General features: G+C 57.2%; 22 protein-coding genes. 9 read left to right on the forward strand and 13 right to left on the reverse strand.

Features of this window, described 5'->3' with window-relative positions:
* Positions 1 to 244: 244 nt before the first annotated feature.
* Complete coding sequence (locus I2G69_RS12775) at positions 245 to 1,057, reverse strand: hypothetical protein (protein ID WP_195560882.1); 813 nt, start codon at positions 1,055 to 1,057, stop codon at positions 245 to 247.
* A 226-nt stretch (positions 1,058 to 1,283) separates the two neighbouring features.
* Here I2G69_RS12775 and I2G69_RS12780 point away from each other — a divergent pair, with 226 nt between their 5' ends.
* From I2G69_RS12780 to mgrA, 3 genes are all read left to right on the forward strand, one after another.
* Positions 1,284 to 1,496: a DUF378 domain-containing protein gene (locus I2G69_RS12780; protein WP_191441728.1), complete on the forward strand. Its 213-nt coding sequence runs from the start codon at positions 1,284 to 1,286 to the stop codon at positions 1,494 to 1,496.
* 494 nt (positions 1,497 to 1,990) lie between these two features.
* The gene (locus I2G69_RS12785) at positions 1,991 to 3,250 is read left to right on the forward strand and encodes a DUF1015 domain-containing protein (protein ID WP_195560883.1); all 1,260 of its coding nucleotides are present in this window, start codon (positions 1,991 to 1,993) and stop codon (positions 3,248 to 3,250) included.
* Between the two features lie 131 nt (positions 3,251 to 3,381).
* The gene (mgrA, locus tag I2G69_RS12790) at positions 3,382 to 4,380 is read left to right on the forward strand and encodes an L-glyceraldehyde 3-phosphate reductase (RefSeq protein WP_087235246.1); all 999 of its coding nucleotides are present in this window, start codon (positions 3,382 to 3,384) and stop codon (positions 4,378 to 4,380) included.
* 74 nt (positions 4,381 to 4,454) lie between these two features.
* Here the strand turns inward: mgrA and I2G69_RS12795 are convergent, their stop codons facing one another.
* Positions 4,455 to 4,745: a hypothetical protein gene (locus I2G69_RS12795; protein WP_195560884.1), complete on the reverse strand. Its 291-nt coding sequence runs from the start codon at positions 4,743 to 4,745 to the stop codon at positions 4,455 to 4,457.
* A gap of 456 nt (positions 4,746 to 5,201) precedes the next feature.
* Here I2G69_RS12795 and I2G69_RS12800 point away from each other — a divergent pair, with 456 nt between their 5' ends.
* The 4 genes from I2G69_RS12800 to I2G69_RS12815 are packed head-to-tail and all read left to right on the forward strand — an operon-like array spanning position 5,202 to position 7,587.
* Positions 5,202 to 5,708 carry an RNA polymerase sigma factor gene (locus tag I2G69_RS12800; RefSeq protein ID WP_087235248.1) on the forward strand — a complete coding sequence of 169 codons (507 nt, stop codon included), beginning with the start codon at positions 5,202 to 5,204 and terminating at the stop codon, positions 5,706 to 5,708.
* Positions 5,705 to 6,175 carry a hypothetical protein gene (locus tag I2G69_RS12805; protein ID WP_087235249.1) on the forward strand — a complete coding sequence of 157 codons (471 nt, stop codon included), beginning with the start codon at positions 5,705 to 5,707 and terminating at the stop codon, positions 6,173 to 6,175. Before I2G69_RS12800 ends, I2G69_RS12805 begins: the two co-directional genes overlap by 4 nt.
* Complete coding sequence (locus I2G69_RS12810) at positions 6,162 to 6,731, forward strand: hypothetical protein (RefSeq protein ID WP_087235250.1); 570 nt, start codon at positions 6,162 to 6,164, stop codon at positions 6,729 to 6,731. The genes I2G69_RS12805 and I2G69_RS12810 overlap by 14 nt, the downstream gene beginning before the upstream one ends.
* Complete coding sequence (locus I2G69_RS12815) at positions 6,718 to 7,587, forward strand: hypothetical protein (protein WP_195560885.1); 870 nt, start codon at positions 6,718 to 6,720, stop codon at positions 7,585 to 7,587. The genes I2G69_RS12810 and I2G69_RS12815 overlap by 14 nt, the downstream gene beginning before the upstream one ends.
* A gap of 75 nt (positions 7,588 to 7,662) precedes the next feature.
* On the opposite strand, the gene I2G69_RS12820 is transcribed toward I2G69_RS12815, so the two are convergent.
* The 5 genes from I2G69_RS12820 to I2G69_RS12840 form a co-directional block, all read right to left on the reverse strand.
* Positions 7,663 to 8,022 carry a DUF805 domain-containing protein gene (locus tag I2G69_RS12820; protein WP_195560886.1) on the reverse strand — a complete coding sequence of 120 codons (360 nt, stop codon included), beginning with the start codon at positions 8,020 to 8,022 and terminating at the stop codon, positions 7,663 to 7,665.
* 375 nt (positions 8,023 to 8,397) lie between these two features.
* A complete protein-coding gene (locus tag I2G69_RS12825; protein WP_195560887.1) occupies positions 8,398 to 10,578 on the reverse strand; it encodes a Tex family protein in 2,181 nt (726 codons plus the stop codon).
* Positions 10,579 to 10,582: 4 nt separating this feature from the next.
* Positions 10,583 to 11,686, reverse strand: a complete 1,104-nt coding sequence (locus tag I2G69_RS12830) for a GNAT family N-acetyltransferase (protein WP_195560888.1) — start codon at positions 11,684 to 11,686, stop codon at positions 10,583 to 10,585.
* A gap of 177 nt (positions 11,687 to 11,863) precedes the next feature.
* Positions 11,864 to 13,243 carry a TasA family protein gene (locus I2G69_RS12835; protein WP_195560889.1) on the reverse strand — a complete coding sequence of 460 codons (1,380 nt, stop codon included), beginning with the start codon at positions 13,241 to 13,243 and terminating at the stop codon, positions 11,864 to 11,866.
* 528 nt (positions 13,244 to 13,771) lie between these two features.
* Positions 13,772 to 20,344 (reverse strand): cadherin-like beta sandwich domain-containing protein, encoded by a 6,573-nt coding sequence (locus I2G69_RS12840; RefSeq protein ID WP_195560890.1) that lies wholly within the window; start codon positions 20,342 to 20,344, stop codon positions 13,772 to 13,774.
* A 477-nt stretch (positions 20,345 to 20,821) separates the two neighbouring features.
* Here I2G69_RS12840 and I2G69_RS12845 point away from each other — a divergent pair, with 477 nt between their 5' ends.
* A complete protein-coding gene (locus tag I2G69_RS12845) occupies positions 20,822 to 21,217 on the forward strand; it encodes a hypothetical protein (RefSeq protein ID WP_087235048.1) in 396 nt (131 codons plus the stop codon).
* On the forward strand, positions 21,214 to 21,441 hold the full coding sequence (locus tag I2G69_RS12850; protein WP_442856132.1) for a helix-turn-helix transcriptional regulator: 228 nt from the start codon (positions 21,214 to 21,216) through the stop codon (positions 21,439 to 21,441). Before I2G69_RS12845 ends, I2G69_RS12850 begins: the two co-directional genes overlap by 4 nt.
* Positions 21,442 to 21,538: 97 nt before the next feature.
* Here I2G69_RS12850 and I2G69_RS12855 read toward each other — a convergent pair whose 3' ends face one another.
* The 6 genes from I2G69_RS12855 to I2G69_RS12880 all read right to left on the reverse strand — a co-directional run bounded on the left by I2G69_RS12855 (position 21,539) and on the right by I2G69_RS12880 (position 26,436).
* Entirely contained in the window at positions 21,539 to 22,177 is a 639-nt protein-coding gene (locus I2G69_RS12855; protein WP_087235046.1) for a GNAT family N-acetyltransferase, read from the reverse strand.
* A complete protein-coding gene (gene ychF, locus I2G69_RS12860) occupies positions 22,170 to 23,264 on the reverse strand; it encodes a redox-regulated ATPase YchF (protein ID WP_087235045.1) in 1,095 nt (364 codons plus the stop codon). The genes I2G69_RS12855 and ychF overlap by 8 nt, the downstream gene beginning before the upstream one ends.
* 113 nt (positions 23,265 to 23,377) lie before the next feature.
* A complete protein-coding gene (locus I2G69_RS12865) occupies positions 23,378 to 24,559 on the reverse strand; it encodes a tyrosine-type recombinase/integrase (protein ID WP_195560891.1) in 1,182 nt (393 codons plus the stop codon).
* A gap of 110 nt (positions 24,560 to 24,669) precedes the next feature.
* Positions 24,670 to 24,876, reverse strand: a complete 207-nt coding sequence (locus I2G69_RS12870) for an excisionase (protein ID WP_195560892.1) — start codon at positions 24,874 to 24,876, stop codon at positions 24,670 to 24,672.
* A 31-nt stretch (positions 24,877 to 24,907) separates the two neighbouring features.
* Positions 24,908 to 25,771 (reverse strand): ATP-binding protein, encoded by an 864-nt coding sequence (locus I2G69_RS12875; protein ID WP_195560893.1) that lies wholly within the window; start codon positions 25,769 to 25,771, stop codon positions 24,908 to 24,910.
* A complete protein-coding gene (locus I2G69_RS12880) occupies positions 25,762 to 26,436 on the reverse strand; it encodes a replication initiator protein A (RefSeq protein WP_195560894.1) in 675 nt (224 codons plus the stop codon). The genes I2G69_RS12875 and I2G69_RS12880 overlap by 10 nt, the downstream gene beginning before the upstream one ends.
* Positions 26,437 to 26,466: the final 30 nt, after the last annotated feature.

Here is a 26,466-nt window from a genome sequence, read left to right on the forward strand (position 1 = left end):
TATAGATTGAGTTTTTATTCATCCTCCGCCGGACTTTTCAAAACGGCAAGCCTTTTCTTTTCCGGGGGATGCATTGAGGAAAGCGTTTTCCAAACAGATCCCTGCCCGCTCCGCGCAGGGAAATCCCCGCAGGGCCGCGCCCCACCCCCCCGAAGACGGCGAAAAGGCAGCTGCGCGGTTGCACAGCTGCCTTTTCGATGTTTTGGGAAATGGTTGTTTATCGTAGATAGAGTTGCAAACAAGATTATTCGGCGACTACCTCAAAGGTAACTTCCGCTGGATTCGGCACGCCGTCCTTCACCACGATGGTTCTCCACGGGTCCTGGTCATCGGGATAGGAATAGCCCTCCGGGATCTCCACCTGGGAATTCTTTGCATAGAGCATATACCTCCCGTCGCCCGGCTTTGGCATCTGGTAATCCATCGAACCGACAATCGTATCCGTGCCGCGCAGCTGGAAGTTCACCTTGACGGATGCATATTCCTCTTCCGGATTTGGATCGGGCTCCGGCTCTTCTGCGCCGACGATATCGAACTGGAAGGTGATGTTGCCCCAATAGGTGCCGGTCACCGGGATGATCTTGGACGGGATGACTCTGTAGCGGTACTCGCCGTCCTCATCAAAGGACATCACTTCTTTATTGAGTTCGCTGACAAAGTGGGATGTACCGTCCTTATAGAAGCCCTGCACCTCATACGGCACATAGTTGTGGCCGCGATACAGCGCGAAATCCGGGCAGTCATCCGGCATGCCGGACTTGCGGGTGCTGGTAATCGAGAGCACAATCTTGCCGCCGTTCAAATTCGAGATGCCTTCCGCCTTGAACGTGGAGGTTGTGCCGCCCTTGACGAGCTGTACGCCCATCGGGATGGTGATGGTATAGGTCGGCTCCGCCACAGCGTCATATTCCAGTTCTACGCTGGCTTTGCCATTGATAAAGGAATCCTGATCAAACGTTACACTGCCGGGGTTCACGTCCTTTGCCGCTGCAAACGCGGAGGTCGTCATACCGGCCGCCATCAGCGCTGCGAGGCAAAACGCCATTGCTTTTTTCATAATGATTTTCCTTCTTTCTTTGAACCAGTTTGTTTTTTACGGCAAGAGTATAAGCTCCCAATATTAAGAGCGGGTTTTATTTTGTTAAAAATTGGCTAAAGAAGGGATATTTTGCCGTCTAACGGATACGCGCGCTGTATATTTCCCTTCGAAACGGGAAAAATGGGGACTAGCGGATTTATCCGCAAAAGTTAAAGGCCCCGACGGGCCAAAGGAGAGAAAGCATATGTTGGATAAAATCGCATTGACGCTGCTGATTATCGGCGGCATCAACTGGGGCCTGGTTGGCCTTTTCCAATTTGACCTCGTGGCCTGGATCGGTGGTGGACAGGCCGGCATTATCAGCCGAATCATCTATGTGGTGATCGCTCTGTGCGCCCTTTGGTGCGTCAGCTTGCTGTTCCGCCGCGATGACCATCCCGTCCCCCACGTGAGCTAGACGGGCGTCTTTCCGCAATCTGCTTTTAACGGGTATGCGGGCGTTTCTCTGTGGAGTCTGATTTTACATTCCCGTTTTCCATGCACCTATGGGGAAGGGATGCCAAAATTGCCGCCATGGGTTGTACCCGCCGTCAAAAGCAAACAATACAATCCGTATTTTTATATAGTAAAACAACCTGTGGTATCAGAGATGGATACAACAGGTTGTTTTTCTATCCATCGCGTACTTTTCGTTTTAAATGGCTTGTACAGGCCCCGGATGGACGTCTATCCAGCTGCTGCCGGGGGATGCAAAGCCGCATCCCGGCGTTTTTTGCGATCGTTTTGACAAACAAACCGCTCCTTCCTATAATTAGAAAAGAAACGCCCTTCTATGCGAACGGCCGTAAACCAAATGTTATCACCGCCCGGCGGGGGCTTTCCCCGCATTCCGGGCAAAATTTGTTTATTGAAATCAAATGGCTTCTTTCCGAAGCCGGAAAGGTGGTCTCCATGGCAGAAATCGCACCCCTGCGCGCCCTGCGCTATACGGCAAAAGCCGGCAGCCTGGAAAACCTCGTCTGCCCTCCCTATGATGTGCTCGCCCCGGGCGACCGGGAAACCTATCTGGCGCGCAGCCCGTACAACAGTATGCACCTGGAAGTCCCGGATTCTTACCCGCAAGCGGCGGACCTGTTGAGCGCCTGGACCCAGCAGGGAATCCTCAAGCGGGATTCCGCCCCGGCCATGTTCATTTATGAACAGGAGTTTTCCGTCCGCGGGGAAACCCTGCGCAACAAGCTCCTTTTGTGCCGCATGAGGCTCTCCGATTTTTCGGAAAACGTCGTCCTGCCCCATGAGAATACGCTCGACGCGGCAAAGCGCGACCGCTTCCAGCTGATGCAGGCCACGGGCTGCAACATCAGCCCCGTATACGGCCTGTACGAGGACCCAAAGCGCGAGACGCGCGAGCGCATCGAGCGCCTTTCCATGGATACGCCGCGCTACACCTGCACCCTGGATGGGGTCACGCACCGGCTTTGGGTGGTCAACGACCGGGTGGTCCTCGGCGCACTGTGCGAGGATTTCCGGGACCGGCGCATCTACATAGCGGATGGGCATCACCGCTACGAGACGGCGCTGCATTTCCGCAACTGGCGCCGCGAACAGGGGCTGCCCGGCGGGGAATTCATCCTGACCGGCCTGGCGGACCTCCACAGCGCGGGGCTGGCCGTGCTGCCGATCCACCGGCTGGTGCATGGGTTGGAACACTTCGACGAAGCGGCCCTGCTCAAGCAGTGCGAGGCCTATTTCCAAGTGTATGAGATGGACACCCCTCCGGAATACATCGAGACCAACATGGATGCGCTCCACCGGCAGGCGAAAAAGGCGTTTGCCTACTATTCCGGCGGCAAAACCTGGCATCTGCTGCTCTTAAAAGACGAAACGCTGATGGACCGGCTCTGCCCGGAGCAAAGCCCGGCCACGCGGAACCTGAACGTCTCCCTTTTGCACAAGGTCATCCTGGAGGGGATGCTGGGCATCGGCGCGGAAAGCCTCGCCAAGCAGGAAAACCTCACCTATACGCGCCATTTTTCCGAGGCCCTGGCATCGGCGCGTTCCGGGGAAAGCCAATGCGTCTTTTTTGTCAATCCGGCCCGCGTCAAAGAGATCCGCGAGGTTGCGGACGCCGGGGAGACCATGCCGCAGAAGTCCACCTGGTTCTATCCCAAGCTGCTCACCGGCCTGGCGTTCCACCCGCTGGACGAATAATCCCGCCGTTCTATGCGCGCAGTTCATTACGTTTCGTAATGTTTTCCACTGTTTCAACAATCCGTTGTTGAAAGTTTTGCTTCTTGAAAAAGCAAGTGGCTCACTTAATAAAACAAATAGGAGGATTTTGCATGTCTTATACCGCTAGTAATACCCGGTATGCCACGATGACCTACCACCGCAGCGGCAACAGCGGGCTGAAATTGCCCGCGCTCTCCCTGGGCCTCTGGCATAATTTCGGTTCCAACGGCAACTACGAGAACATGAAGGCCATGTGTTTCACGGCGTTTGACCACGGCATCACCCATTTTGACCTCGCCAACAACTACGGCCCGGAGCCGGGCAGCGCCGAGCGCAACTTCGGCCGCATCCTGCGGGAAGAACTGCACGCCTACCGCGATGAGCTGGTCATCAGCACCAAGGCGGGCTACACCATGTGGGACGGCCCTTACGGGGACTGGGGCAGCCGGAAATACCTGCTCGCCAGCCTGGACCAGAGCCTCAAACGCATGGGGGTGGACTATGTGGATATCTTCTATCACCACCGCATGGACCCCAACACCCCCTTGGAGGAAAGCATGATGGCGCTGGATACGGCGGTCAAGAGCGGGAAGGCGCTGTACGCCGGGATTTCCCGCTACGACCTGGAGCACACCCGGCAGGCGATGGAGATCCTCAAGGAGCTCAAATGCCCGTTCATCATCCACCAAACCCGCTATTCGATCTTCGACCGCCACATCGAGACGGACGGCGTAAAGTCCTTTACCGCGCAGAACGGCTGCGGCATCATCGCGTTCAGCCCGCTGGCGCAGGGGCTTTTGACGGACAAATACCTGAAAGGCATCCCGGAGGATAGCCGCATCAAGACGGACGGGCGCTTCCTGCATGCGGACCAGCTCACGCCGGAAAAGCTCGCGCAGATCACCGCATTGAACGAGCTGGCCAAAAACCGCGGCCAGACCCTGGCGCAGATGGCCCTGAGCTGGGTGCTGCGCGATGGCGAAGTGACCAGCGTGCTGATCGGCGCTTCCAAGCCGGAACAGATTCTGGAAAACCTGGAGATCGTCGGCCACACCTCCTTTACCGAGGAAGAGCTTCGGGCGATCGACGCGATCAGCCCCGCGGAATAAGCAAGCAAAAAGGAACTTCTCTCCCCTTGGAAAAGAAGTTCCTTTTTTACGTATCTGCCTTTTGGGAGTCGTTTTTATCCAGATATACCGATTGCCACGCAGCACACCACATATGCGAACGCAGCAATGAGTAGAGGCACCATCGTGGGCGTCTGCCAATCCAATGCCGTCCCCTTTCTCCAGTGATTCCAAAGGAGGCGAATCGCATCTTCGTTGAGCAAGGCCCAGGCCAACAGGAGCAGCACACACCGCCAGACCTTCCCGATTCCGAACGTCCCCGCCAGCGCAACATAGCTTGCCCCGACTACAAACAAGGTACTCAATACACGGAACAGGATGGAAAAAAGCTTCTTCCCTTTCTCCATAATCCAACCCCCAGTCTCCTCAAATGCCTGTGTTGCCATGCTATATACGTCTTCTGGACCCACTTGGCGGCCCACGCATGGGGCCTGTGGAAGCTCCCTCTGCAAAATGGGTGGAGGGTTTCCTCCATTTCCATATCCACGCCAATAATATTCACATTTCAACAAAACGATCTATAAATTTCTATTAACATTTTATCACGCTATGCGTTTGGTTTCTATATCTCTTATTTACAAATAAATTGTATCTATTTCGATCAATTCCCTTATAAAATCGGATTTCTTTCCCTTTCGAGGCCCATACCGATGAAAAATAGACGGCCGGACCTATACCGCAGGGCGCCTGCCGCCAAATAAAAAATTTTTTTAATCGTTTGAAGTCATCCCGATGGGAACCTCGTTTTATCAAGTGAACGGCCGTGAAGCACATGCGGATGGAGGGGGTGGACACGGGCAGTTATGACAAATGAATCGTTTTCCGAATTTGTCGGGCAATACGAGAAGCTCGTGTTTACCGTCTGTTTCCAGATGGTGCGGGACTATCAGGAGGCGCAGAACCTCGCGCAAGAGACGTTCCTCGCCGCCTACCGCAGCATTGACCGCTGCCCGCCCGAACACTACAAACCTTGGATCTGCCGCATTGCGGCGAACAAGGCAAAGGATCATTTAAAAAGCGCCTATGCGCGGCGCGTCAGCGCCCCGGGCGAAGAGGCTCTGGACGCTTTGCCGGCCCAAGGCAGCCCCGAAGAAGCGTTCCTCGCGGAGGAGGGCGAAGCCCGCATCCAGGAACGCATCCGGGCGCTGCCGGAGCCCTACCACAAGGTTTCCATCCTCTACTTTTTGGAGGAAAAACCGGTTGAGGACATCGCAAAGCGGCTCAACCGGCCGAAAAAGACCGTACAGACACAGCTCTACCGCGCGAAACAAATTCTGCGCGAGCAGCTGGGAAAGGAGCTTGACCGATGAAACCCTATTTTGACCAAGACGGCCATCTGACCGGCCGCGCGTTTGACGACCTGCTGCATGGGGAGCCGGATGAGCTCGCCCGGCTGGAAATCGCGGAGCACCTGGCCTTCTGCGACCACTGCACCGAGCGCTACACCGCGCGCCTCTGCGAGGACGAGCTGCTTCCCGCCCCGGAAACGCTGCGGCCCTCCGTGATGCGCAGCATCCGGCAGCGCGCCGTGCAGCTGTTCTTCAACCGCTACGTGGCGGCGGGCGTCGCGGCCTGCCTCACCATGCTCTTATGGCTGGGCGGCGTGTTCACCGTGCCAACCAGTTCCCATACGCCGGACCCCTTCCAAAACCTGACCTCCTTTTCGCAGCAATTTTCCGATAAAACCAGGGAGATCGGAGACCGGATGACGGACGGCATCCAACAATTTTTCCAAAGCTTCACCTTGAAAGGAGATTCCGGCAATGAAAAAAAGTAGTTTTTGGACCTTTGTGTTCTCGTTGTTCCCGGGTGCGGGCCACATGTACCTGGGATTGATGAAAAAGGGCGCCTCCCTGATGCTGCTCTTCTGTTTGACCATCGCCCTGTCCGGCTTTTTGAACCTCTCGTTCCTGCTGATCCTGCTGCCGGTCATCTGGTTCTATTCCTTCTTCGACGCCATGAACCTGCGCAACGTCCCCTATGAAGAGCGCATGGCGCGGGAGGATCACTTCCTGTTTGACATGGACGGCCTTCTGAACAAGGACTGGAAGGTGGTCTTGAAGCGGCGCCACCTGCTGGTCGGCATCATCTGCATCTTCTTTGGCGCGTGGATCCTGTTCCAGAACATCGTCGGCCCCTATCTGTACCAGCTTTCGGAGATCATGCCCTGGCTGTACCATCTCATCAACAGCCTGCCGACGATCCTCGTGGCAACCGCCATCATCCTGCTGGGCATCTACCTGGTGACCGGCGGCAAAAAGAAGTATACGGTCCACGAGCAGGACGATCAGGACTATGTGGAATATGGAGGCGACGACCATGATACAAAATGAGACTTGGATGGACATTTCTTCCGGCATCCCGCAGCCTTCCGCTGGGGATACCGCCGCCGGCTGGGAGACCGAAAAGAACCCCTCCCCGGAACCCGCCGGCTACACAGAGCACGCGGCCCCCGGCCCCCAGCCGCTGCAAAAGCCCCAGCGCGTGCGCCGGGTGGGGAGCTTCACGATGGGGGTCGCCCTCATCGCCTGCGGCGTGCTGGTGCTCCTCTTCCTGCTGTTCCACAACATGGAGATGCTCTTTACCGCCGCAAAGTGGTCGCCGGTGCTGTTGATCCTCCTGGGCGTGGAGGTGCTTGTAAGCAATTTCCTGTTCCGCAAGGACAAACTCAAATACGACTTCCTCAGCGGCTTCTTCTGCCTGTGCGTCATCGGCGGCAGCCTGCTGCTCTCCGCGGGTTCGGTCGTCTATGAATACGGCGAGGGCCGCTATGAGGCGGAGGCATCCATCTCCCAGCAGATCAGCGACCAATGCTATGAGCAGCTCCAGGGGACGCAGGAGATTTCCTCCCTCTCGGTCCACGTCTCGCTGAACGGCGGCAGCCGGGACCTCCCGCAGACCTACCAGGACCTGCGCGCCTACGACGACGTCCACATCGACGTCCGGCTGGTGGGGCAGGACGCGGACGCCCAGGCGTTTGCACAGCGCTGCAAAGCGATCTCCGACCGGTTGGACACCGGCAACCTCCCCCTGGTTTCGGTCTCCTTCTATGCGGGCAATCTGGACAACGGCCAGGCGGAATACGACCTGACGATCCACGACCGCTTCCAGAAGGAGCTCTCCGCCGAACAGTTGGCGGAGCTGGTGGACGTCACCCAGCCCGAACCGGACGAGGAAGGAACCGTATGACCCCTTCCCAACCAAAAACATACGCCCGGAACCTCCCTTCTGGAGGCTCCGGGCGTATTTCTTTTCTTCTCTCTATCAATACATCCCTTTGGGATTGGGGCCATACTGGTTGGAACCGGGCTGGCTGTCCATGCAGGCAAACACAAGCAGGATGAGCGAACCGATGCCGGGGATCAGGTTCAACAGCAGGAACCAGGCGCTCATATTGATGTCGTGCAGCCGTCTTGCCCAGAGGGCGAGGAACGGGAGCAAAATAGCCAACCCATAAATCGTCTGGACCACACCGAAGACGGAAAGAATCCTGGTCAGGATGCTCAGGATCAACGTAATGACGAAGTTGACGAGGACGGCCATCCAGAAATCCCTGCGGCGGGTACGGCCGGAAAAGTTTATATAGTTGCGGAACATATTCACGTAGGGCTGAAAGAATTCCATAGTGGCAACTCCCTTTCATCATTTGTCCAGGATTATCGTATATGCTGCTCTGCAAAAAAGTCTCTTTGTGCAAAAGCAGTTTAAAAATAAGGATGGGCTGTTCCCATGATTTGCTTTCTGTCTTGCAAAGAGGTTGGCTTGTTCCGGGCACTTCTGTGGGGCGAAACATAAATCCCGCCTGCCTTTTTCGAACGCCCCCTGTGGAGCGGGAACGAATCCCTGTTGGCTTTCTTAGAGCGTCCCCCGTGGAGTAAGAAATATCACGATTCCGCTTCGCTTCCGTGGCCCTCGCCGGAGGCGCGAAATGACGCTGTGCGTCCGCGAAATGACGCTGTGCGTCCCCGTGGAGCGGGAAATATCAGGATTCCGCTTCGCTTACGTGGCCCTCGCCGTAGGCGCGTCCTGACCGGAGGTCCGCATGGTGAGGGAAATGCGCTTCTTTTTGGTGTCTACGGAGAGCACCCAGACCTTCACAATGTCGCCGACCTTGAGCACCTCGCTGGGGTGTTTGATGTACCGGTCGCTGATCTGGGAGATGTGTACCAGGCCGTCCTGGTGCACCCCGATGTCGATGAACGCGCCGAAATCAATCACGTTGCGCACGGTGCCCATCAGCTCCATGCCGGGCTTGAGGTCCTCCATGCTCAGCACGTCCGTGCGCAGCAGGGGCGGCGGCAGCTCGTCGCGTGGGTCGCGCCCCGGACGCAGCAGCTCCGTGACGATGTCCCGCAGGGTCGGGACGCCGGTGTCCAGCTGTTTGGCAAGTGTCTCCTCGCCGGCCTGTGCCACCTTATCCCGCAGGCCGTCCAGCCTTCCCGCGCGCACATCCTCCAACGTGAAGCCACAGCGCTCCAAGAGGGCCTTCGCCACCGCATAGCTCTCCGGGTGCACGGCGGTATTGTCCAACACGTTTTTGCTCTCGCTCACGCGCAGGAAGCCCGCGCACTGCTCAAACGCCTTGGGGCCGAGCTTCGGCACCTTCTTGAGCTCCGACCGGCTTTGGAATGCGCCGTTCTCCTCGCGGTACTTCACAATGTTCTTCGATACGGCGGACGATACGCCGGAAACCTTTTCCAGCAGGGCCGGGGACGCCGTGTTCAAGTCCACGCCCACGGTGTTCACGCAGTCCTCCACCACGCCGGAGAGCGCCTCGTTTAAGCGCTTGGGCGGCATATCGTGCTGATACTGCCCCACGCCGATCGCCTTCGGGTCAATCTTGACCAGCTCCGCGAGCGGGTCCTGCAAGCGCCGCGCGATGGAAACCGCGCTGCGCAGGGTCACGTCGAAATCCGGGAACTCCTGGGCGGCCAGCTTGCTGGCGGAATAGACGGACGCGCCCGCCTCGCTCACCACCATGTACGAAACCCCGGCGCCCAGCTCGTGGATCACTTCCGCGGCAAAGATTTCGGTCTCCTTGCTGGCCGTACCGTTGCCGATGGCGATCACCTGCACCCCGTGCTTGCGGATCAACTCGGAGACGGTCTTCTTCGCCTCCTCGACCTTCGCCTTGGAATGCGTGGGATAGATCACGCCCGTATCCAGCACGCGGCCGGTCGCATCCACCACCGCCACTTTGCAGCCCGTGCGGTAGCCGGGATCCAGGCCCATCGCCACGCGCCCCTTGACCGGCGGCTGCATCAAGAGCTGACGCAGGTTGACGGAAAAGACCTTGATCGCGGCTTCGTCCGCGTTTTCCGTCAGGGTGTTGCGCACCTCCCGCTCGATCGCGGGGAAAATCAGGCGGCTGTAAGCGTCCTCGGCCGCCTCGCGCACCGTGTCCGTGCAGGGGGACCCCTCCTTGACCGCGACCGAATACACGATGTTCAGCCCGCGCGCCGGGTCCAGCGCCACGCTCACCTTCAAGAAGCCCTCGCGTTCGCCGCGGTCGGCCGCCAGGACGCGGTGCCCCGCCAGCTGCCGCAGGGGTTGCCGGAAGTCGTAGTACGGCTCATAGACGGATTCCTCCTCCGGCTTGGCGGCCTTGCTGACCAGCTCGCCCTGCGCCATCGTCACCACGCGCAAACGCTTGCGGATCCCGGCGTCGTCCGAAATCCACTCCGCGATGATGTCCTTTGCGCCCGCAAGCGCGTCCTCCGGCGTTTCCACGCCCAATTCGGGGTTGACGTAGGCTTCCGCCAGGTCGATGGGGTAGGAAGCCTTTGGGTCCTGCTTGTAGATTTCCTGCGCGAGGGGCTCCAGGCCCTTCTGCCGCGCCACGGACGCGCGCGTCTTGCGCTTCGGCCGGAAGGGGCGGTAGATGTCCTCGATCTCCGACAGGGTCGAAGCGCCGTCCAGGGCCGCGGCAATCTCTTCGGTCATGCTGCCCGCGGCCGTGATGAGGCTCGCCACCTCCTGGCGGCGTTTCTCCAGCCCGCGCAGGTATTCCAGTCGCTCCGCAATTTCGCGCAGCGTCTGGTCGTCCAGGGAACCGTGGGCCTCCTTGCGGTACCGCGCGATAAACGGGATGGTGTTTCCCTCGTCGATCAACTCTATGACCTTTTCCACCTGCCAATTTTTGAGGTGGAACTGCTCTGAAAGTATCGTTACAAAATCCATCCGCTCACCATACCCTTGCCATCTGCGCCGCCGCGCTCTTCGCCTGCTCCATCCGCTCTGCGACCTCTTCCGGCGGGAGAAGGTCCGTCCCCTCTGCAAAGAGGCAATCGAAGCCCGGGATGCCGAAGAACTGCGAGAGGGCCTTCATCTCTTTTTCGCCCAACTCCAAACCGGACGCCGCCCCGGTATAGAGGCCGCCCCGGGTGGTCAGATAGAGCAAACGGCTCGCCTTGCAGCACCCGATGCAGCCGGTATCGCCCTCGCCATAGCGGAACGTGATTCCCGGCACGGATACCGTCTCGATATACGCTTTCAGGATGGCCGGGAAGCTCAGCTCCCACATGGGCGCGGCGACCACGATGCCGTCCGCCGCGGCGAACCGGCGGGCCTCGGCGAACTCCGGCGCGTCGATCTTGCCTTGACTCTTGAGCGCCTCCCGGCGTTCCAGCTCTTCGCCGCGGATGCAATGGATGTCCGCCTCTGCCAAGCGGACCACATCGACGGTATCCTGGGGATGCGCCTTCCGATAGGCGTTGAGGAACGCGTCCGCCAGTTCGCGCGTCCGGCTGCCCGTGCGCAGGCAGGTATCCACATACAGGAGGGTGCGGGGCGCAACCCATTTTTCCATCACATAGTCGTCCATCACAAAGCCGTTGCCGATGTCCGTCACGAGCGGATAGGCGACGGTAAAGCCCCGCGACCGGTAGCAGGCGATGGACCCGTCGTTGTGTTTATTGACCGTGAGCCAAATTTTCCGCAATCCCTCGCGGCGGCAGAGGTCGGTCATAAAGGCGATGCCGTGGGATGCAATCCCCTTGCGCCGGAAGGATTTTTCCACATAGATTTTGCTGAGGAACAGGCTGTCCCCGTCGCGGCGGATGCCGGTGTACCCGGCCTTCTGGCCGTCGTATAAGAAGAAATAGTAGTGATACCCTTCGTTTGCCATCTGTGCGCGCATGGCCGGGGCCGACTGGAATTTTTCAATCATGTAAGCGGTCTGCCCGGCGCCGATGATGGGGGTAAAATGATCCGTCCAGATGGGCTTTGCCAAAGCGGCCAGCTCGTCCACCTGTTCGGGAAAGACTTCAACCATTTGGATAACAGGCATGGAATGTTTCTCCTTTTTCTTGGATTCTTGGGTTCTATTATACGTGCTTTTCCAAATGGACGCAAGAAGGCCCCCGGCATCTGCCGGGGGCCTTGATTTGCAAGAAACGTTTCTTAGGGCAGCATCCGCACCGAACCTCGGCCCAAAGCCGTTTGGTCCTTGTGGATTCTCTGCTTCTTATCCCAGGAAGCCAAAGAATGCATCCAGCATAGCCAGCGTGTCGAGATTGTCTCTCTCTGCCACATACTGCGTCAGCACCAGGGCAACCTGTACATCCATCGGGTCGACCGTATTCGCTGCAAATGTGGTGATACCGTTGGTGTTGTCCTTCAGGCGCAGGTTCATCAACGCATCATTCAGATCATACATCGCTTCCTTAATCTCGGATTCCGGAGCGGTTGTATCTTCCCTGACTTCCTTTGCTTTGGCGAGCGCTACGCGGAATTCCTCTATGCCTGCTTCTTCATACTTGCCCGCATCGATCGCAGGTACGATGGATTCCGCCTTCTCGATGATATAGTTCAGGCTATCTTTTATTTCCGACTCGTCAATACTAATCAGGTTCGCAAGGCTGTCCGACAATTTTTCATATACATTGGCAACCTCGTCGTCGGTCGCATCCGCTTTGTTCAACACCTCTTCGGCCTGCTGCAAAGCGTTTTCAAAAACTGTCCATCCGTCCGGAAGGAACCCATCTCCTCCCAACTGATAGATGGGATATGCATACATATCATACAGGTCCTGGAGCAGGTCCTTGTTCACTTCGTTGATCACGATGTCGTCCGGGTCGCCGCCATCGGTCGTATCCATCTGATAGGCGTTCAGGACGAGCTTGCCGTGGTAGTGCTGGCCCTGGTAAGCATTGTCGGCCTTCGTCGGCAGATAGCCCGCGATCACATAGCGCACGCTTCCGCCCGCCGGGATCATCACGGTTGTGTATGTATCATTGGCTTCGTCTGCAACGCCGCCTTCGGCAGGATTATAATCCGTGTTCAGGTTGACGTCTTCAATGCGCGTCCAAGCGCCAGAAGAAATCGAGTTGCTATTATAATAGACAAACACCTTGAGGGCTTCCTTCAGGCCGTTGTCGCATGCTTCCGTCTTGCCCTGCGTGATGGTGAAGCCATCCTCGGTCAGAACCGGCTCTCCGTCTGCACAGCCTTCGCCCAATTCCAGGGAAATCTGCACCTTGGTGGGCAGGGTGCCGTCGTTTGTGATGACGACCGGCTTAAAGTAGGCCGGGACCGGGTCATAATCGCCAGGATATACGCCCGTGGTGTTGTCCTGCGTGACATCGTTGGTCCATTTGTCCGAACCATTGGCTGCCAGTTCCGCTTCGAAGTTGTCAAACTGCATCGGGCGGAGATTATCAAAGGTCAAATCTGTGGACTCGGCTTCCCCCGGCTTGACGCTGATGTCCAATATGCCGGCTGTAAAATTCGTGTTTACCTTTTCCGTATCCGTGAACCATGCCATTGTTCCTCCCGCCAATAGGCACAGAACCAGCAATACAGATATACCCGATAGAATCGCTCTGCTCTTTTTGGTCTTTTGCATGATGTTACCTCCATTTCATTTTCTAACCAGTTTGTCCGAACAAAAGGATTTTTCCTCTTTACGGGTAGTTCGTGTCTAGTATAGCATAAAAGATCATAAAAAGATATACCCAATCTATAAATTTTAAATATTTTTTTCTCTTTGTTCTGTCTGTTTTCGTTAAGTTTCTACCTAATTTGAATCGCTGCCCTACGAATTTCGCGTTTATATTTACCTTTTTAGATCCTTTCCATTTCCTATTTATTCCTGAGAATCCCTTTGCCAACACAGAATAAACCGTGCAGGCATTTCCCTCTATCGAGCGAAAACCGTTGTAACATATTCTACAAACACAAAAAGCCCCAACCCTGGGAACTCCCGGGGTTGGGGCCTTACCGTTATCGGGAAGAAGTCTTCCCTTTTATTTTGATGTCCAGTCCACGATTACGCAATCGTCACGGCACAATGGACGCGCCTACGGCGTTCCCTACGAAAGCAATCCACAAGGAGTTTGCTTTCTGCTCCACAGGGGAAGCAATACGGAAGCACTTATCCAATCGTCACTGCACAGTGTTTGACTGGAGTATTGCCCGGCAGGGTGGTGTAAACGCCCGTGCTCTGGCCCGGCGTGCCGATGGCATAGACTCTGTAGTAGTAGTCGTTGCCGATCTTCGCCACGAACTGCGTCTTCAGCACTTCGCCGTTGCCGACGGTAAAGCTCGGCGTCATGGCGTTGCCGTTGACCACGGTCATCTTGAAGCAATACGCCTGGCCGTGCTTCAGCGTGAAGTTGACCGTCGTGTCGGAAACCACATAGGCGTTCGCCGCCACGCTCTGGCCTGCGGAGACAACGCCCGCTGCGCCGTACGCATTGCCAATGTTCGCGGACGTGCTGCCGCCGGAGCTGCCGGCGTTCGAACCGCCGTTGCCCACTTCGACCAAGTTGGCCTTTGCTGCGCGCGCCTGTGCGACCGCGTTATCCACAACCGCCTGGCCCTCTTCTGCGTCGAGGGTCTCGTCCGCGAGCAGGGTCTTCAGGTTTTCAATCGAAGCCGCAACCGCTGCATAGCTCGTCGCTGTGTAGTCGGAAGCGTCCAGTGCTTCGAACTCGTTCAGGATAGCTTCCAGCTCGCTCTTATCTGCCTTCTTGCGGAGCGCTGCCATGGCCTCGGTCAGCGTCTGTGCCGCCGCGTCGATCGCCGCCTGCGCGTCGTCCTTCGTCAGCGCCTTTGCTGCATCGAGCGCCGCCTGGAAAGCTTCCTGGCCGTCCGGCAGATACTTGCCCTCTGCGATCTCTGCCGCAACCGCTTCCGCCTTCTCGATCAAGTCGTTCAGGCTGTTCCGATCGGAGGCACGCACCAGGCCCTCCGCTGCGTTCAGCAGGCCGTCGTATGCCTTCGTGACGTCCGCTTCCAGCGGCTCATCCTCTGCAAGGACTTCCGCTGCCTGCGCCATTGCGCCGGCAAATGCCGCCCAGCTGCTGCTCGTGAAGTCGTCCTCCACCAGGCCGCTCAGCAGGTTATACAGTTCTTCCAGCGCGCTCGCGTCGCCCGCCTGGAAGTCCAGGTAGTGGATGACATTCAGCAGGCCGCTCCAGGCTGCATCGATCTGCGCCTGGGTCGCTGCGTCGTCGGCCAATACCGCTGCCGCCGCGTTGTAAGCCTCCATGAAGGCTTCCTTTGCCGCCGTGACCAGCGAATCGACCGTGCCGTCGTCCACATAGGTCTTCGCGTAGTTGTAAGTCTCTTCCAGGATGCGCTTGTCCGTCACTTCGAAGACGAAGTCCAGAGCAATGGAACCGTTTTCGACCGTCGCCGTGTAGGTGTAGGAATCGCCGCTGATGAGCTGCGGTTCGCCGCCGTTGATGCTCACGGAGCGGAAGTTCTTGCCTTCCACGCGCGGCGCAAAGGTCAATTCGGCTTCCGTGCCGTCTGCGACGTCTTTCATCTCGAACTTGCCGAGCAGATCCGCGATCTTTTGCGGCTCGCCATTCACCGTCAGGGTGACGTCTTTATTGTTGTAGGTCGCCGTCAGGTTCTGCTCCTGCGGCTCTTCCGCCTTCTTGCCAAAGGCCTCAATTTCGTTGATGCAGGTGTTGCCCCAGGCGTGCAGGCCCTCTTTCAGCACCATCCGCAGGTCGGTGACGCCGGTCAAAGGCTCTTCAAAGCTGACTTCATGGCTCTCCTGGGTCTTATCGGCATATTGCCATTCCGCTGTGACGTCCTCCGCCACGGTCTCCCAGGTTTGACCGTGATCTCTGGAAACTTGGTAATCCCATCTGATCGGGCCCTGCTGCGCGCCGTAGAACGTCCAGACAAGGACCTTTTCAAAGCTCTGCGGCTCGTCCCAGGAAAGGGTGATGAAGTTGTCCGGCGTTCCGTCGGGCGCGACGGTGAGGTGGGTCGTGGTCGAACCATCCAGGCCGTGGTGTCCGTCGATCAGGCTCATCGGGTTGGTCGCCGGGCCCTGGATGCGGGTCGCGGTGACGTTCGACGCCTTGCGCGCCACGTTCTCATAATCGCCCATGGTGGAAACCGTCACCGTATAATTGGTTTCGGTCGCCTGGTACTGCGATTTGACAACGATCGGGATGGTCTTTTCCTGCATAGCGCTGTCCATGGTCACGGTGTAGCTCTCGCCCGGAAGGACGCGGGTGCCGTTGACATAGACGACCGCGTGTTCGCTGTTCGCCGTCGGGGTGATGTCCACCGTGCCCGCCTGTGCGCCGATGTCCACGGTGTATTCCAGCACATCCGCCTGGAAGGACGGGCTCAGCTCGCCGTTGCTCACGGTCAGGCTGCTCAGGCTGGAATCCTTATCGCCATTCTCAAAGTCTGCTGCGTTCTCTTCCGTGGAAACCCACTGCGGCAGGCCCGCGGAAACCGTTGTGGACAGGTCGCCGTTGTAGAATTTCACGGTGACGTTGGTGTCCTGGTTGACCTGCACGCTGACGTTGGAGACGACGTCTTCCGCCGGCGTGATCACCAGGCCGCCGTCCGTCTCTTCCACGGTGCAGTTGTACGCTTCATAGGCGCCGTCGTCCTTCTGGAAGACATATGCCTTGGTCAGGGCGACTTCGCCCAATGCCTTGAACACCTCGTGCACGTCGTTGTCGCACGCCGCGCCCTGTGTGACAGCGCCGCCCATGGCGGTGTAGCCCGGCACCCAGGTGTTCTTCGGTGCTCTCCACCAGTAGGAGATCATATCGACGTACTCTTCGCCGATGACCGTGTTGACATGCTTGCCGACGATCACATCGTCGTGGGAAGCTTCTTCATCCTTGACCCACAGGCCGGTGTTGCGGTACGGGTCTGCGATGAACGCCCAGCGGAGGGTGCCGTCGAAGCCCATCAGCTGTGCGCAGGAGCCCATGGCGTTCATGCCGCGCTCCAGGTACTGCTGGTCGCCGGTCAGTTCATACAGGTTGAACAGCGCATAGATGTTCCATGCGGACCAGCCGTGCGGCGAGTTCATCATGTTCGGGGAATCGCCGGTGAGCTGCATCTCTACGTCATACTGGGCTTCCCAGAAACGCAGGGTGCCGCCGTTCATGCGGGAATCCGGGATGATGGACTGCTGGTGTGAGGTGTGGTAATTCATGATCTTGAGCGCTGCGTTCGTATACTTTTCGCGCTCCGCAGACCCCTCCGGGAACATCAGGGCAAATTCGCTGAGCTGGGTCGCCGAGCAGGAGTTTGCGCCGTCCTCAAAGGTCTGCTGGCCCTCGGTCTCGAAGTGGCCGTCCAAGTTGACCAGGTTGTCCATGGCGCGGGTCACGGAAGCGAAATGGCGCTCGTAGCGCTCCGCCCAGGTTGCGCGGTCTTCTTCGGAGAGGCTCTCATCGTTCATGAGGTCCTTTTCCACATAGATCAATTCCATGATGGACTTTGCGGGATAGATGACGGAGGTGTAATCCGTGCTGCCGTTGTAATAGCCGCCGCTCTCGCCCTGCGTGGTGAGCAGGAAGTCCGCCAGATGGACGGCGCTCTCCAGTTCGCTCATATTGCCGGAGCTCTGGTATTTATCGACAAAGACGCCCAGCATACCGGAATGGTTCTGGATACGGCTCTGCCAGGAGGTCGGCAGGTCGGTCGTCACGTCGTACATCAGGGGATAGATTTCTTCGAACTTCTCGTCGATCGCCATGTCCAGCTCCTCGTCCGGGAAGTATCTCTTGGCGATGTACGCCGAGTACAGGCCATACCAGGACTCTGTATGGGAGGTCGCCTTCTGCGGCGCTTCAACCGCCGCTTTGCGGGCCTGCTTCGTATACCAGGACCACGGCATCCGGACGGTGAACATGCCCTCCGACTTATAGCCGGATTCGTTCTCGGCCCAGAGCTTATAGACGCCCTCTGCCTTGCCCTCCGCCTCGAAGGTGCAGGAATAGGTGTTGTCGCCGTTGTCCGTCACGGCCAGGGGCGTCTCGTTCCCGTCCTCATCGACGATCGTGACCACGCCGTCCTTCAGCGGGGACTGGGAGTAGATGGTCACCTGGGAAACCTCATTTTCCGCCATGGTGTAGCGGTCTGCGTCGATGGTCGGGAGCATGGTGTTGTTGGAGATGGTGGGTTTGACCTCGTCGATCGCATTCAAATTCTCGACCGGCTTCAGATAGACGTTCCAGGTCTTGGTCTCGTTGGCTGCGAGGTGGTCCATCCCCTCCGGATGGCGCTCCGGCAGCTCGCCGGACTGCAAGACGTCCAGGGACGCCGTATAGATGCGGTGCGCACCCCATTCATAGTCCAGGGTATAGGAGGCCACGGGCGCGTCGGTCGCAATGGTCATCAGGCGGCCGGACGGGGTGGAAAGGTACCCCCAGAGATGCGTCTTCTCGCAGCGCAGGAGCGTGGGGAAGAGCTGGTCGTTGTACTGCGGATAGCTCTCCAGATAGGTGTTGAAGCCCAGGTTCAGGGAGAACTTGTCCACCGGCTGTTCGGTATCCTTATTGTTGGTCACCGAAGCGGTCACCACAAGCTGCTTCTGTTCGTCCACGGAATACCGCAGCGTGAAGGTCAGGTCCTCGTTGGAGCTGCGGGAACGGCCGGTATACGTGATGCTGCCGTCCTCCGCTGGGTCGCCGGAGGTCATCGCAATCTGGCGGCCGTTGTACTTCCAGATAAACCCGCCGCGGTCGTCCGTGCGCATCGGGATGGTGTACATCTCGCCGTCGATCAGGGTCTTCATGGACTGGATCTGGCCGCCGGTGTGGTCGATTTCCCACTCGTCCGTTGTGATCTTTTCGTCCAGGCTGACGGGGGCGGTATCGGAAAGCGTGACCGCCTGGATGCTCATGTTGCCCCAGTTTACGTCATAGCCGTGGGAGATCAGCACGCGCACCTCGACCTCGTCGTCCTCGCTGGGCGTATAATACTGGAGGCGGGCGACGTTGCACACAGCGGGGGTGCCCGCGGTCGTGACGCTGTTGCCATAGGTGGCGCTGTATTCGACTTCGCCGTTGACCAAGAGCTCCAGCGTGATGTCGGACGCCCATTCGCCCGTGTAGATGTTCAGGTACTTCAGATCCGGGCCGCCGGGTACGTTAAAGGTGACGCCGCTGCCCTCTTTGACAAAGACAAAGCCGTTGTGGGCGCCTTCCTCCGTCTCCGGGTCCACGCCGTCCGTATAGACGTACGCGGTCTTGGCGTCGCGGATCACCGGGCTACTCTGCTGCTCGCCAACCGGGGTCACGTTGGTGATCTGGGATTCCTCCACATTTTTCCGGTTGTAATCCGCAAAGCTGGCATTGTTGAAATAAGCCCAGTCGATGTTGCCCTCGCTGGTTAGGTCTGCGGAAACCGGCGCGGTGGAAACCTTGCCCGCCGCAACGGAGCCGGTATCCTCCACCAATGCGTCGTTCAGGGTGATGGCGGAGACGGACATATTGCCCCACTGGCTGTCGTATGCCCTGGAAACCACCATCCGGACGCGCACCTCATCGCCCTCATCCGCACAGCTGTAGGACAGCTGGAGCATCTTGTAGTCTGCGGGGGTGCCCGCGGTGGTGTCGGCGCTGCCATAGGTCTCTGCATAGACGCGTTCATCATTGACATAGACTTCCGCCGTGATGTCCGCGGCCCATGCGCCTGTATAGATGTTTACATAACGCTCTTCCTTGCTGGCCGGAAGCGTGAACTCCAAGCCGTTGCCCTCGCCGGTGAACACCAGGCCCTTGTGGTTGTCGTCCTCAACGGACTGTATGGGCGAAATGCCGTCCAAAAACACAAAGTTTGTCTGGGTGTTTTGGGCGACATAGTCCTGTGTTCCGATCAACGTCGGGCCGCCGATCATGGGGTCCTCGGTATCCTTGCGGTTGAACGCGCCAAAATCGGTCTGGTCGAGCTGGACCCAATCGATCCCGCCCTGCTTGGTGAGGTTTGCCGTTTCGGGTGCGTCGAGCACCTGGCCCGTCACGAGCTGCTCCTCCTCCGGGAACGCCTCGTCGGTCAGGGCGATTGCCTGGATGCTCATGTTGCCGCTGCCGCTGCTGTCGTAGACGTCGGTAATTTCAGCGGTCACCGTGACCTCATCCTCTTCGGATTCGGTCTGATACGTAATCCAAGATACATAGCAGTCCGCTCCGGACGTTGTGTTCCGCTTTCCAAAGGAACGGGTGTACTGCTCCTCTCCGTTGATGGAGACGCGCAGCGTGATTTCGGACGCCCAAGAGCCGGTATAGACGCGCAGATAGCGCGGTTCCGTGCTGGCCGGGACGTGAAACGACACGCGGCCGCCCGTCCCGTTGATGACCTGGCCTTTGGTGTTGCCCTCCGGCGCGTCCGTATAGCGGAAATCGGTTGCGGTATCCCCGGCGATCTGCGCCAGCGTGCCGGACAGCTCGACATTGGTGATGCCGTTGTCCCCGTCCTTCTGCGGGCAGTTTTCCAGGGTTTTGTCGCTGAAATGGATCCATCCCAGCGGGCCTTCCTGCTCAAGGTCTGCCTCGGCCGGTGCTGCATGCAGCGAGCCGGTGACCTGGGTGTCCTCCAGTTCCCACACGGCGCCGCTGTCCAGGGACCCGCGCGCGGAGTAATCCGCCGCCATCCCAACAGCGCCCGATCCAGATGTTTCCATCAGAGCGGCCAGCAAAAGCGCGGTCGCCCTCCGTTTCACCTGAAACATTTTTCTCCTCCTAAAATGACAATCTTCCTTGTTCCCCATTGGAACCTTTCTCTTCCACCGTGCCTTCTCCTTGCATCCCCCTTTCAAAACCCTTGCCGGAAAGAAGGCGATTCCGGCCTTTGCAATGGTCGTTCATCCCATTGTAAAGCAATACCAATTTAATACTTATTCCAATGAACTTAGTAAACATATTAAAACATAGTTCCCCTCCCTTGTCAATATTTCAACTGAAAATTCATGAATTGTTCGCATAACTTTTATTGTTTTTGCCGCTTTAAAAGGGAACCCTATCTATTTCTGACATTTTTATGTATTCATGAATACAAATTATTAAAGTGAAAAAACGATTCAAATGTTAGAGATACCCCGCCCACTGTCCCATCCATAAAATCCGAAATAGCGCTTGACAATGCCGCACTGAAGTGATATATTTATCACATAAGATACAAATATATCACACGGAGAGGAGAATCCCCTATGAAACTTCCGGAATTGTCCATCACCCGCGCCAAACAGCTGGACGTCATGGGCGGCGCGCTGATCCTGTGCTTCCTGCTGCTGGGAAAATGGCCCTTTGAAAAACCTACCTGGCTCCGCGTGGCAGCCCTCTGTGTGGCCGTCGTGGTCATCATTGGCACCCTGCTGGTGGCATTCCTTCCCCGGGAAAAGATGGATGAGCGCGCGGTCAAAAACGAGCGGCAAGCCAACTCGATCATCTGCAACCTGCTGTATGTCCTGGCGGGCGTTGTGTTGGCGTGCACCGTGTTTGCCGGGGACTTCGCGATTGCATCGTACGACCTGGCCCTGGGCTTTGTGCTGCTTTGGCTGGGGCGCAGCTCGCTGTTCCTGGCGCTGGAACGCTTTGGAGGTTGACCATGCTCAAGACAAAGATCCGGGAGCTCCGCATGGAGCGCCATATGGAACAGAGCGAGCTGGCGCGCCTGGTGGACGTCCGGCGGGAGACCATCGGGCGCTTGGAGCGGGGGCAGTACAACCCCTCCCTGAAGCTGGCCATGGACATCGCAAAGGTTTTCCACACCACAGTGGAAGACATCTTCGTTTTCACCGAGGAACCCGAAAAAAAGGGCCGGGCTTGAAGCGTTATGCGGCCCACATACAGCAAGCAACCCCCTGCCAGGGGCATGTTCCCTCTGGCAGGGGGTTGCATCTCTTTTTTATAAAGCCAAACCGCTTTTACCGCTGCGGGTTCCCGGCCTCTGTTTTTGCGTTGCATTTTGCGGCTTCTTCCCGCAGCACGTTTTCCACAAATGCGGCCGGAAGGGTGGAAAACGCATGCGGCGGCTCTGGGGGAGCAAAGGGGGGCGACAGCCGCTTTTCCATCACGATCATATCCCGCCACTGCCCAAACTTGTAGCCTGTGCGGGGATAGAGGGCGGCCCGCTCAAACCCCAGCTTCGCATGCAGCCGCTCGCTGTTATCGTTTGGCACGGTAATCAGCGCGTAAAGGGTGGAATACCCCTGCTCTTGCAGGAACGCGATCAGGCAGGTATACAGCGCCCGCCCAATCCCCCGTTGCTGCGCACACGCGGCCACGTAGACGCTCAGCTCCGCGTCCCACTGGAACGCCGCGCGCTCGTGGAAATGGGACGCATATGCATACGCCTGCGGCTTCCCGTCCACCTCGCAGACCAGATAGGGGAATTGCTCCTGCGTTTTCCGGATGCGCCGGGCAAACTCCGCGGCGTCCGGCGGATCGTATTCAAAGGTGATCGCGGTGTCCCGCACATAGGGCGCATAGATCCCCGCGAGGACGGCCGCATCCTCCGGCCGGGCCTGCCGGATGCAGCACACGCCTTTGCCTGGGTTAGACATTGAACCGAAACAGGACGATGTCCCCATCCTTCATCACGTAGTCCTTTCCTTCGGAGCGGACCAGGCCCTTCTCCTTTGCCGCGGCCATGCTGCCGCACGCCATCAGGTCGTCAAACGAAATAACCTCCGCGCGGATAAAGCCGCGCTCAAAGTCGCTGTGGATCTTGCCGGCCGCCTGGGGCGCCTTCGTGCCCTTCTTGATGGTCCAGGCGCGCACCTCCGGCTGCCCGGCGGTCAAGTAGGAAATCAATCCCAAGAGGGAATAGCAGGCGTTGATGAGGCGGTCCAGACCGGACTCCTGCAGGCCCATGTCCGCAAGGAACATCTCCTTCTCCTCCGGGTCCATCCCCGCGATCTCCGCCTCGATTTCCGCGCAGATCGGCAGCACGCCGGCGTGTTCGCTGTCTGCAATCTCCTTCACCTGGTGGAAATAGGCGTTGTTCTCAATGCCGCCCTTGAAGTCGTTTTCGCTCACATTGGCGGCATAGATGACCGGCTTGTTGGTCAGCAGCGACACCGTGGAGAGCAGCTCCGCCTCCTCCGGGGTGCATTCCACGCTGCGCGCGGACTTGCCCTCGTCCAGCGCTTCGCGGACCCGCTTGAAAAAGTCGAGTTCCTCCTGGTATTTCTTATCCGCCTTGAGCATCTTCTGCGTCTTTTCGATGCGGCGGTCGAGCACCTCCATATCGGAGAGGATCAATTCCAGGTTGATGGTTTCAATATCGCGCTTCGGGTCGATGCTTCCCTCGACATGGACGATGTCGTCGTTGACAAAGCAGCGCACGACATGCACAATGGCGTCCACCTCGCGGATATTGGCGAGGAACTTATTTCCCAGGCCCTCGCCCTTGCTGGCGCCGCGCACCAGCCCGGCGATGTCCACAAATTCAATGGTTGCGGGCGTGTATTTTTCCGGATGGTACATCTCCGCGAGCTTGTCCAGCCGCTGGTCGGGGACCGCCACCACGCCGATATTCGGCTCAATGGTGCAGAATGGATAGTTTGCGGACTGTGCGCCCGCATTGGTAATCGCGTTAAACAGGGTGCTTTTGCCGACGTTCGGCAAACCCACGATTCCTAATTTCATATATCTCTACATCTCCTTAAAAAATGCTGTATTTACAAGGTTTTTCGCACTTTGGCGTTTTGGCTACTACGCCATTTTTACGCCATTTACGCATGGACTTGTATGAAGTTATATCAACATACGCTGCTGAGCTGAAATTGCTTGACCGCCTGATCCAGCGTTTCATCGGTTACATGGACATACCGATCCATTGTGGTTTTGATGCTGGCGTGTCCCAGCAGCTTTTGCAGCACTTTCGGCTGCATTCCGCTTTCAATCGCACGGGTTGCGTAAGTATGGCGCAGCGCGTGCATACAAAAACGGTTGATCCCCGCTTCATCGCAAAGCTTATAGAGGTGGGTATCATAGGAACTGTTTTTCGCCGGTTCCCCTGTGCGCCAGTTGATAAAGACCAGATCATGCATCACAAGCCGGGAAGTAACGCCGGTATGCCTGTCCATATATTCCAGCGTTTGCGACAGCAGGGGGGATTCTTTTCTGCCGCTCCGGCTATCCCACACCTCTTTCAGAATGTCATACGCCTTATCCGTCAAAGGAATGGTGCGATAACTCTGCTGCGTTTTGGGAGGACCGGCACGCCAAACTTTCTGTGCGTGACGAAACTCCAAGGTTTTGTTTATCGTAAGCGTTCGGCGCTCAAAGTCGATGGCATCCCATGTTAAGCCAATCATTTCCCCGGTGCGCAATCCCGTTTCGAGGATGAGCGCATACTGGTTATAATTGTGGGAGCGCCGTGCTGTTTCGAGAAATAGGCGCTGTTCCTCCCGCGTCAGATAGTGAATATCATCCACAGCGCGAACAGGCTTTGTAAACCGAACGCCATCCATGGGGTGCTTTGCAATCAGGTCGTTCATCTTCGCCGCCTTAAACATTGTCCCCATTGTGATGTATGCCTGACGAATGGTGGAACCTGCGTAATCCGCATCCATCTGGATAAACACCTTTTTGCAGTGCATTAGTTTTACATTGGCGATCAGCATCTTTCCGATCACCGGCTGAATATTGCGGGCATAGCGTTCCCGGTAATTTCTGAGCGTGTTGGGAGCCAGATCCCCGACAATATTTTCAATCCAGAAATTGAACCACTCATCAACCGTCGTATCGGTAGCGACAAACACATCGTCATGCTTATCGGCGTACTTTGCGTCCTCAATCCAGTTCCGCGCCTCGGGCAGCGTCTGAAAATACTTCTCATGCCGCTTCCCGGCTCTATCAACAAATCGTGCGCTATACAATCCGTCCTTTCTTTGGTAGATACCCTTACCGCAGTCTTTTCCCTTGAGATTCTTTCCCATGGACGAGCTCCTTTCCCGCAGAGAAGAAAAGAGCATACTACTACACTATATAGTATAGCGCATGGTGCTCTTTTCCTCAAGGCTTCTCCGCGAATTTTTCAAATGCTATGTCAGATCACGAGCGCCTGACTGATGTACTGTTCAAACTCTTTGCGCTTCACCAATTTCTTGCTACCCACAAAAAGCACAAACGGGCAGTTTGGCGAACGCAGCATACTGTCAATTTTATTGATTCCGATATTGCTGTACTCGGCGGCTTCCTTTGCCGTGAGCGTCATTTTCAGGTGGATCGGTACCTTGCCGATGGAATTATCCATGTGATTGCCCCTTTCGTAGAATAGAAGTTCATCAATTTTCCTGGTTCAAAATTTTCGCCGCCCGTTTCACATTTTCCGCAGCATTGCCTTTTCGGAAATTCTCACCGTTAAACTTGATGGGGACGTAAACCTCCAAAACCCTGTCGTAGATACGGCGCTCGTCCAGGTCGGCAGCTTTCTGCATCACGGAGAGCGGGATGTTGGTGGTGACAATCATCGGTTTGCCGGTCAGAAGCCGCTTATTGACCACATCAAATACGCGCTCCTTGCCGAAGCTGGTGTTCCGTTCCGCGCCCAGGTCATCCAAAATCAGCAGCTCCGGGCGCATCAGCATTTTCAGGTAGGCATCCCGGTCCGCTCCGAAATTGCCCTGCATCCGGTTCACCACATCAGACAGCCCGACAAACAGGACGGAAACCATTTTCTCAATCAGGGCGTTGGCAATGCAGCCTGCCGCATAGGATTTTCCGGTGCCTACATTGCCGAACAGAAGCAGCCCGGTTCCATCTTGGCGGAAAGCCTCCCAGTTTTCGGAATATCTTCTTGCTTTCACAAGCTGTGGGGTCATCACTTCGGCATTTTCAAACCGCCATCCGGCGGCGGGAATGTCCCGGAACGCTTCGGAGCGGAGCATGGCAATCCGGTTCAGCCGTTCCAGCTCCCGCTGTTCTGCTTCGCGCCGCGCCCGTTCCTCAACCGCGCATTTACAGGCAACCGGATGCTTGTCCAACCCGTTTTTGCGGTACTGTTCGGGAAAATAGGCTTCTTTGGGCGTGTGGCACTTGCCGCAGTATTTCAGCCCGTCATCCGGGTTGATGTAATCATCCGGGGCGGTGTTTAGGGTCTCTGCTGCCTCAACGATTGCAGCCATAATCGGGTTCACATTCACAGACATTCTCCTTCCTCATAGGTCTCTGTATAGTCGTAATTTTTACCGGGCTTCGGTTTGCTGTCCTCGTCCAGCCACTTGCGGATTGTAGCGTAATGGTTGGCATAGTGCTTTCCGCTGGATGCCATATAGGCCGACAGCCGGTTGATGTAGTCCTCATACTGGTCTGGATATGTCGATTGCAGTTCAGCCAGTTCACTGTCCAAAAGAAAAACATTCTGATACTGCCCAAAACAGCGGCGGGCGTTCTCCCTCCTGTTGTTCTGACTGGAATCTGTTTTCTTCTTCTCTTTCTTACTTATGGGCAAATTTTGCCCCATACAAGGGGAAGATTCCAGCCCATCCATTGGGCAGAACTTGCCCTCTGGACGGGAAGAAAGCTGCACCTCATCGGGCAGTTGCAGGAAAATACGGTTTGCCCGGTTCCAGCCCTGCCGGACGCGGATAATTAGTCCCGCATTCTCCAACTCGGCCAATGCAGCCTTGACCGTTCGCTCGCTCCGGTTCAGGTCATTCGCTATCTGCCGGATGGTATAGATCACATAGACATCCCCATCCTCCGACACCCAGCCGGATTTCTGGGAGAGCTGTGTGCGCCCTAGAAGAATGGCATAGAGCAGTTTGGCATTGATTGAGTATTCTCCCCGAAGGATAAACCGAGGCAACGGCACGAAAGGCGGCAGCGGGGTGTTGGTTTTGTA

The organism is Anaeromassilibacillus sp. D41t1_190614_C2, assembly GCF_015558525.1.
GTDB lineage: Bacteria > Bacillota > Clostridia > Oscillospirales > Acutalibacteraceae > Anaeromassilibacillus > Anaeromassilibacillus stercoravium.

Bases quoted from the DNA above. Each gene is read 5' to 3' on its own strand.
- I2G69_RS12775 (WP_195560882.1), bottom strand. From the start codon at position 1,057: ATGAAAAAAGCAATGGCGTTTTGCCTCGCAGCGCTGATGGCGGCCGGT.
- I2G69_RS12780 (WP_191441728.1), top strand. From the start codon at position 1,284: ATGTTGGATAAAATCGCATTGACGCTGCTGATTATCGGCGGCATCAAC.
- I2G69_RS12785 (WP_195560883.1), top strand. From the start codon at position 1,991: ATGGCAGAAATCGCACCCCTGCGCGCCCTGCGCTATACGGCAAAAGCC.
- mgrA (WP_087235246.1), top strand. From the start codon at position 3,382: ATGTCTTATACCGCTAGTAATACCCGGTATGCCACGATGACCTACCAC.
- I2G69_RS12795 (WP_195560884.1), bottom strand. From the start codon at position 4,745: ATGGAGAAAGGGAAGAAGCTTTTTTCCATCCTGTTCCGTGTATTGAGT.
- I2G69_RS12800 (WP_087235248.1), top strand. From the start codon at position 5,202: ATGACAAATGAATCGTTTTCCGAATTTGTCGGGCAATACGAGAAGCTC.
- I2G69_RS12805 (WP_087235249.1), top strand. From the start codon at position 5,705: ATGAAACCCTATTTTGACCAAGACGGCCATCTGACCGGCCGCGCGTTT.
- I2G69_RS12810 (WP_087235250.1), top strand. From the start codon at position 6,162: ATGAAAAAAAGTAGTTTTTGGACCTTTGTGTTCTCGTTGTTCCCGGGT.
- I2G69_RS12815 (WP_195560885.1), top strand. From the start codon at position 6,718: ATGATACAAAATGAGACTTGGATGGACATTTCTTCCGGCATCCCGCAG.
- I2G69_RS12820 (WP_195560886.1), bottom strand. From the start codon at position 8,022: ATGGAATTCTTTCAGCCCTACGTGAATATGTTCCGCAACTATATAAAC.
- I2G69_RS12825 (WP_195560887.1), bottom strand. From the start codon at position 10,578: ATGGATTTTGTAACGATACTTTCAGAGCAGTTCCACCTCAAAAATTGG.
- I2G69_RS12830 (WP_195560888.1), bottom strand. From the start codon at position 11,686: ATGCCTGTTATCCAAATGGTTGAAGTCTTTCCCGAACAGGTGGACGAG.
- I2G69_RS12835 (WP_195560889.1), bottom strand. From the start codon at position 13,243: ATGCAAAAGACCAAAAAGAGCAGAGCGATTCTATCGGGTATATCTGTA.
- I2G69_RS12840 (WP_195560890.1), bottom strand. From the start codon at position 20,344: ATGTTTCAGGTGAAACGGAGGGCGACCGCGCTTTTGCTGGCCGCTCTG.
- I2G69_RS12845 (WP_087235048.1), top strand. From the start codon at position 20,822: ATGAAACTTCCGGAATTGTCCATCACCCGCGCCAAACAGCTGGACGTC.
- I2G69_RS12855 (WP_087235046.1), bottom strand. From the start codon at position 22,177: ATGTCTAACCCAGGCAAAGGCGTGTGCTGCATCCGGCAGGCCCGGCCG.
- ychF (WP_087235045.1), bottom strand. From the start codon at position 23,264: ATGAAATTAGGAATCGTGGGTTTGCCGAACGTCGGCAAAAGCACCCTG.
- I2G69_RS12865 (WP_195560891.1), bottom strand. From the start codon at position 24,559: ATGGGAAAGAATCTCAAGGGAAAAGACTGCGGTAAGGGTATCTACCAA.
- I2G69_RS12870 (WP_195560892.1), bottom strand. From the start codon at position 24,876: ATGGATAATTCCATCGGCAAGGTACCGATCCACCTGAAAATGACGCTC.
- I2G69_RS12875 (WP_195560893.1), bottom strand. From the start codon at position 25,771: ATGTCTGTGAATGTGAACCCGATTATGGCTGCAATCGTTGAGGCAGCA.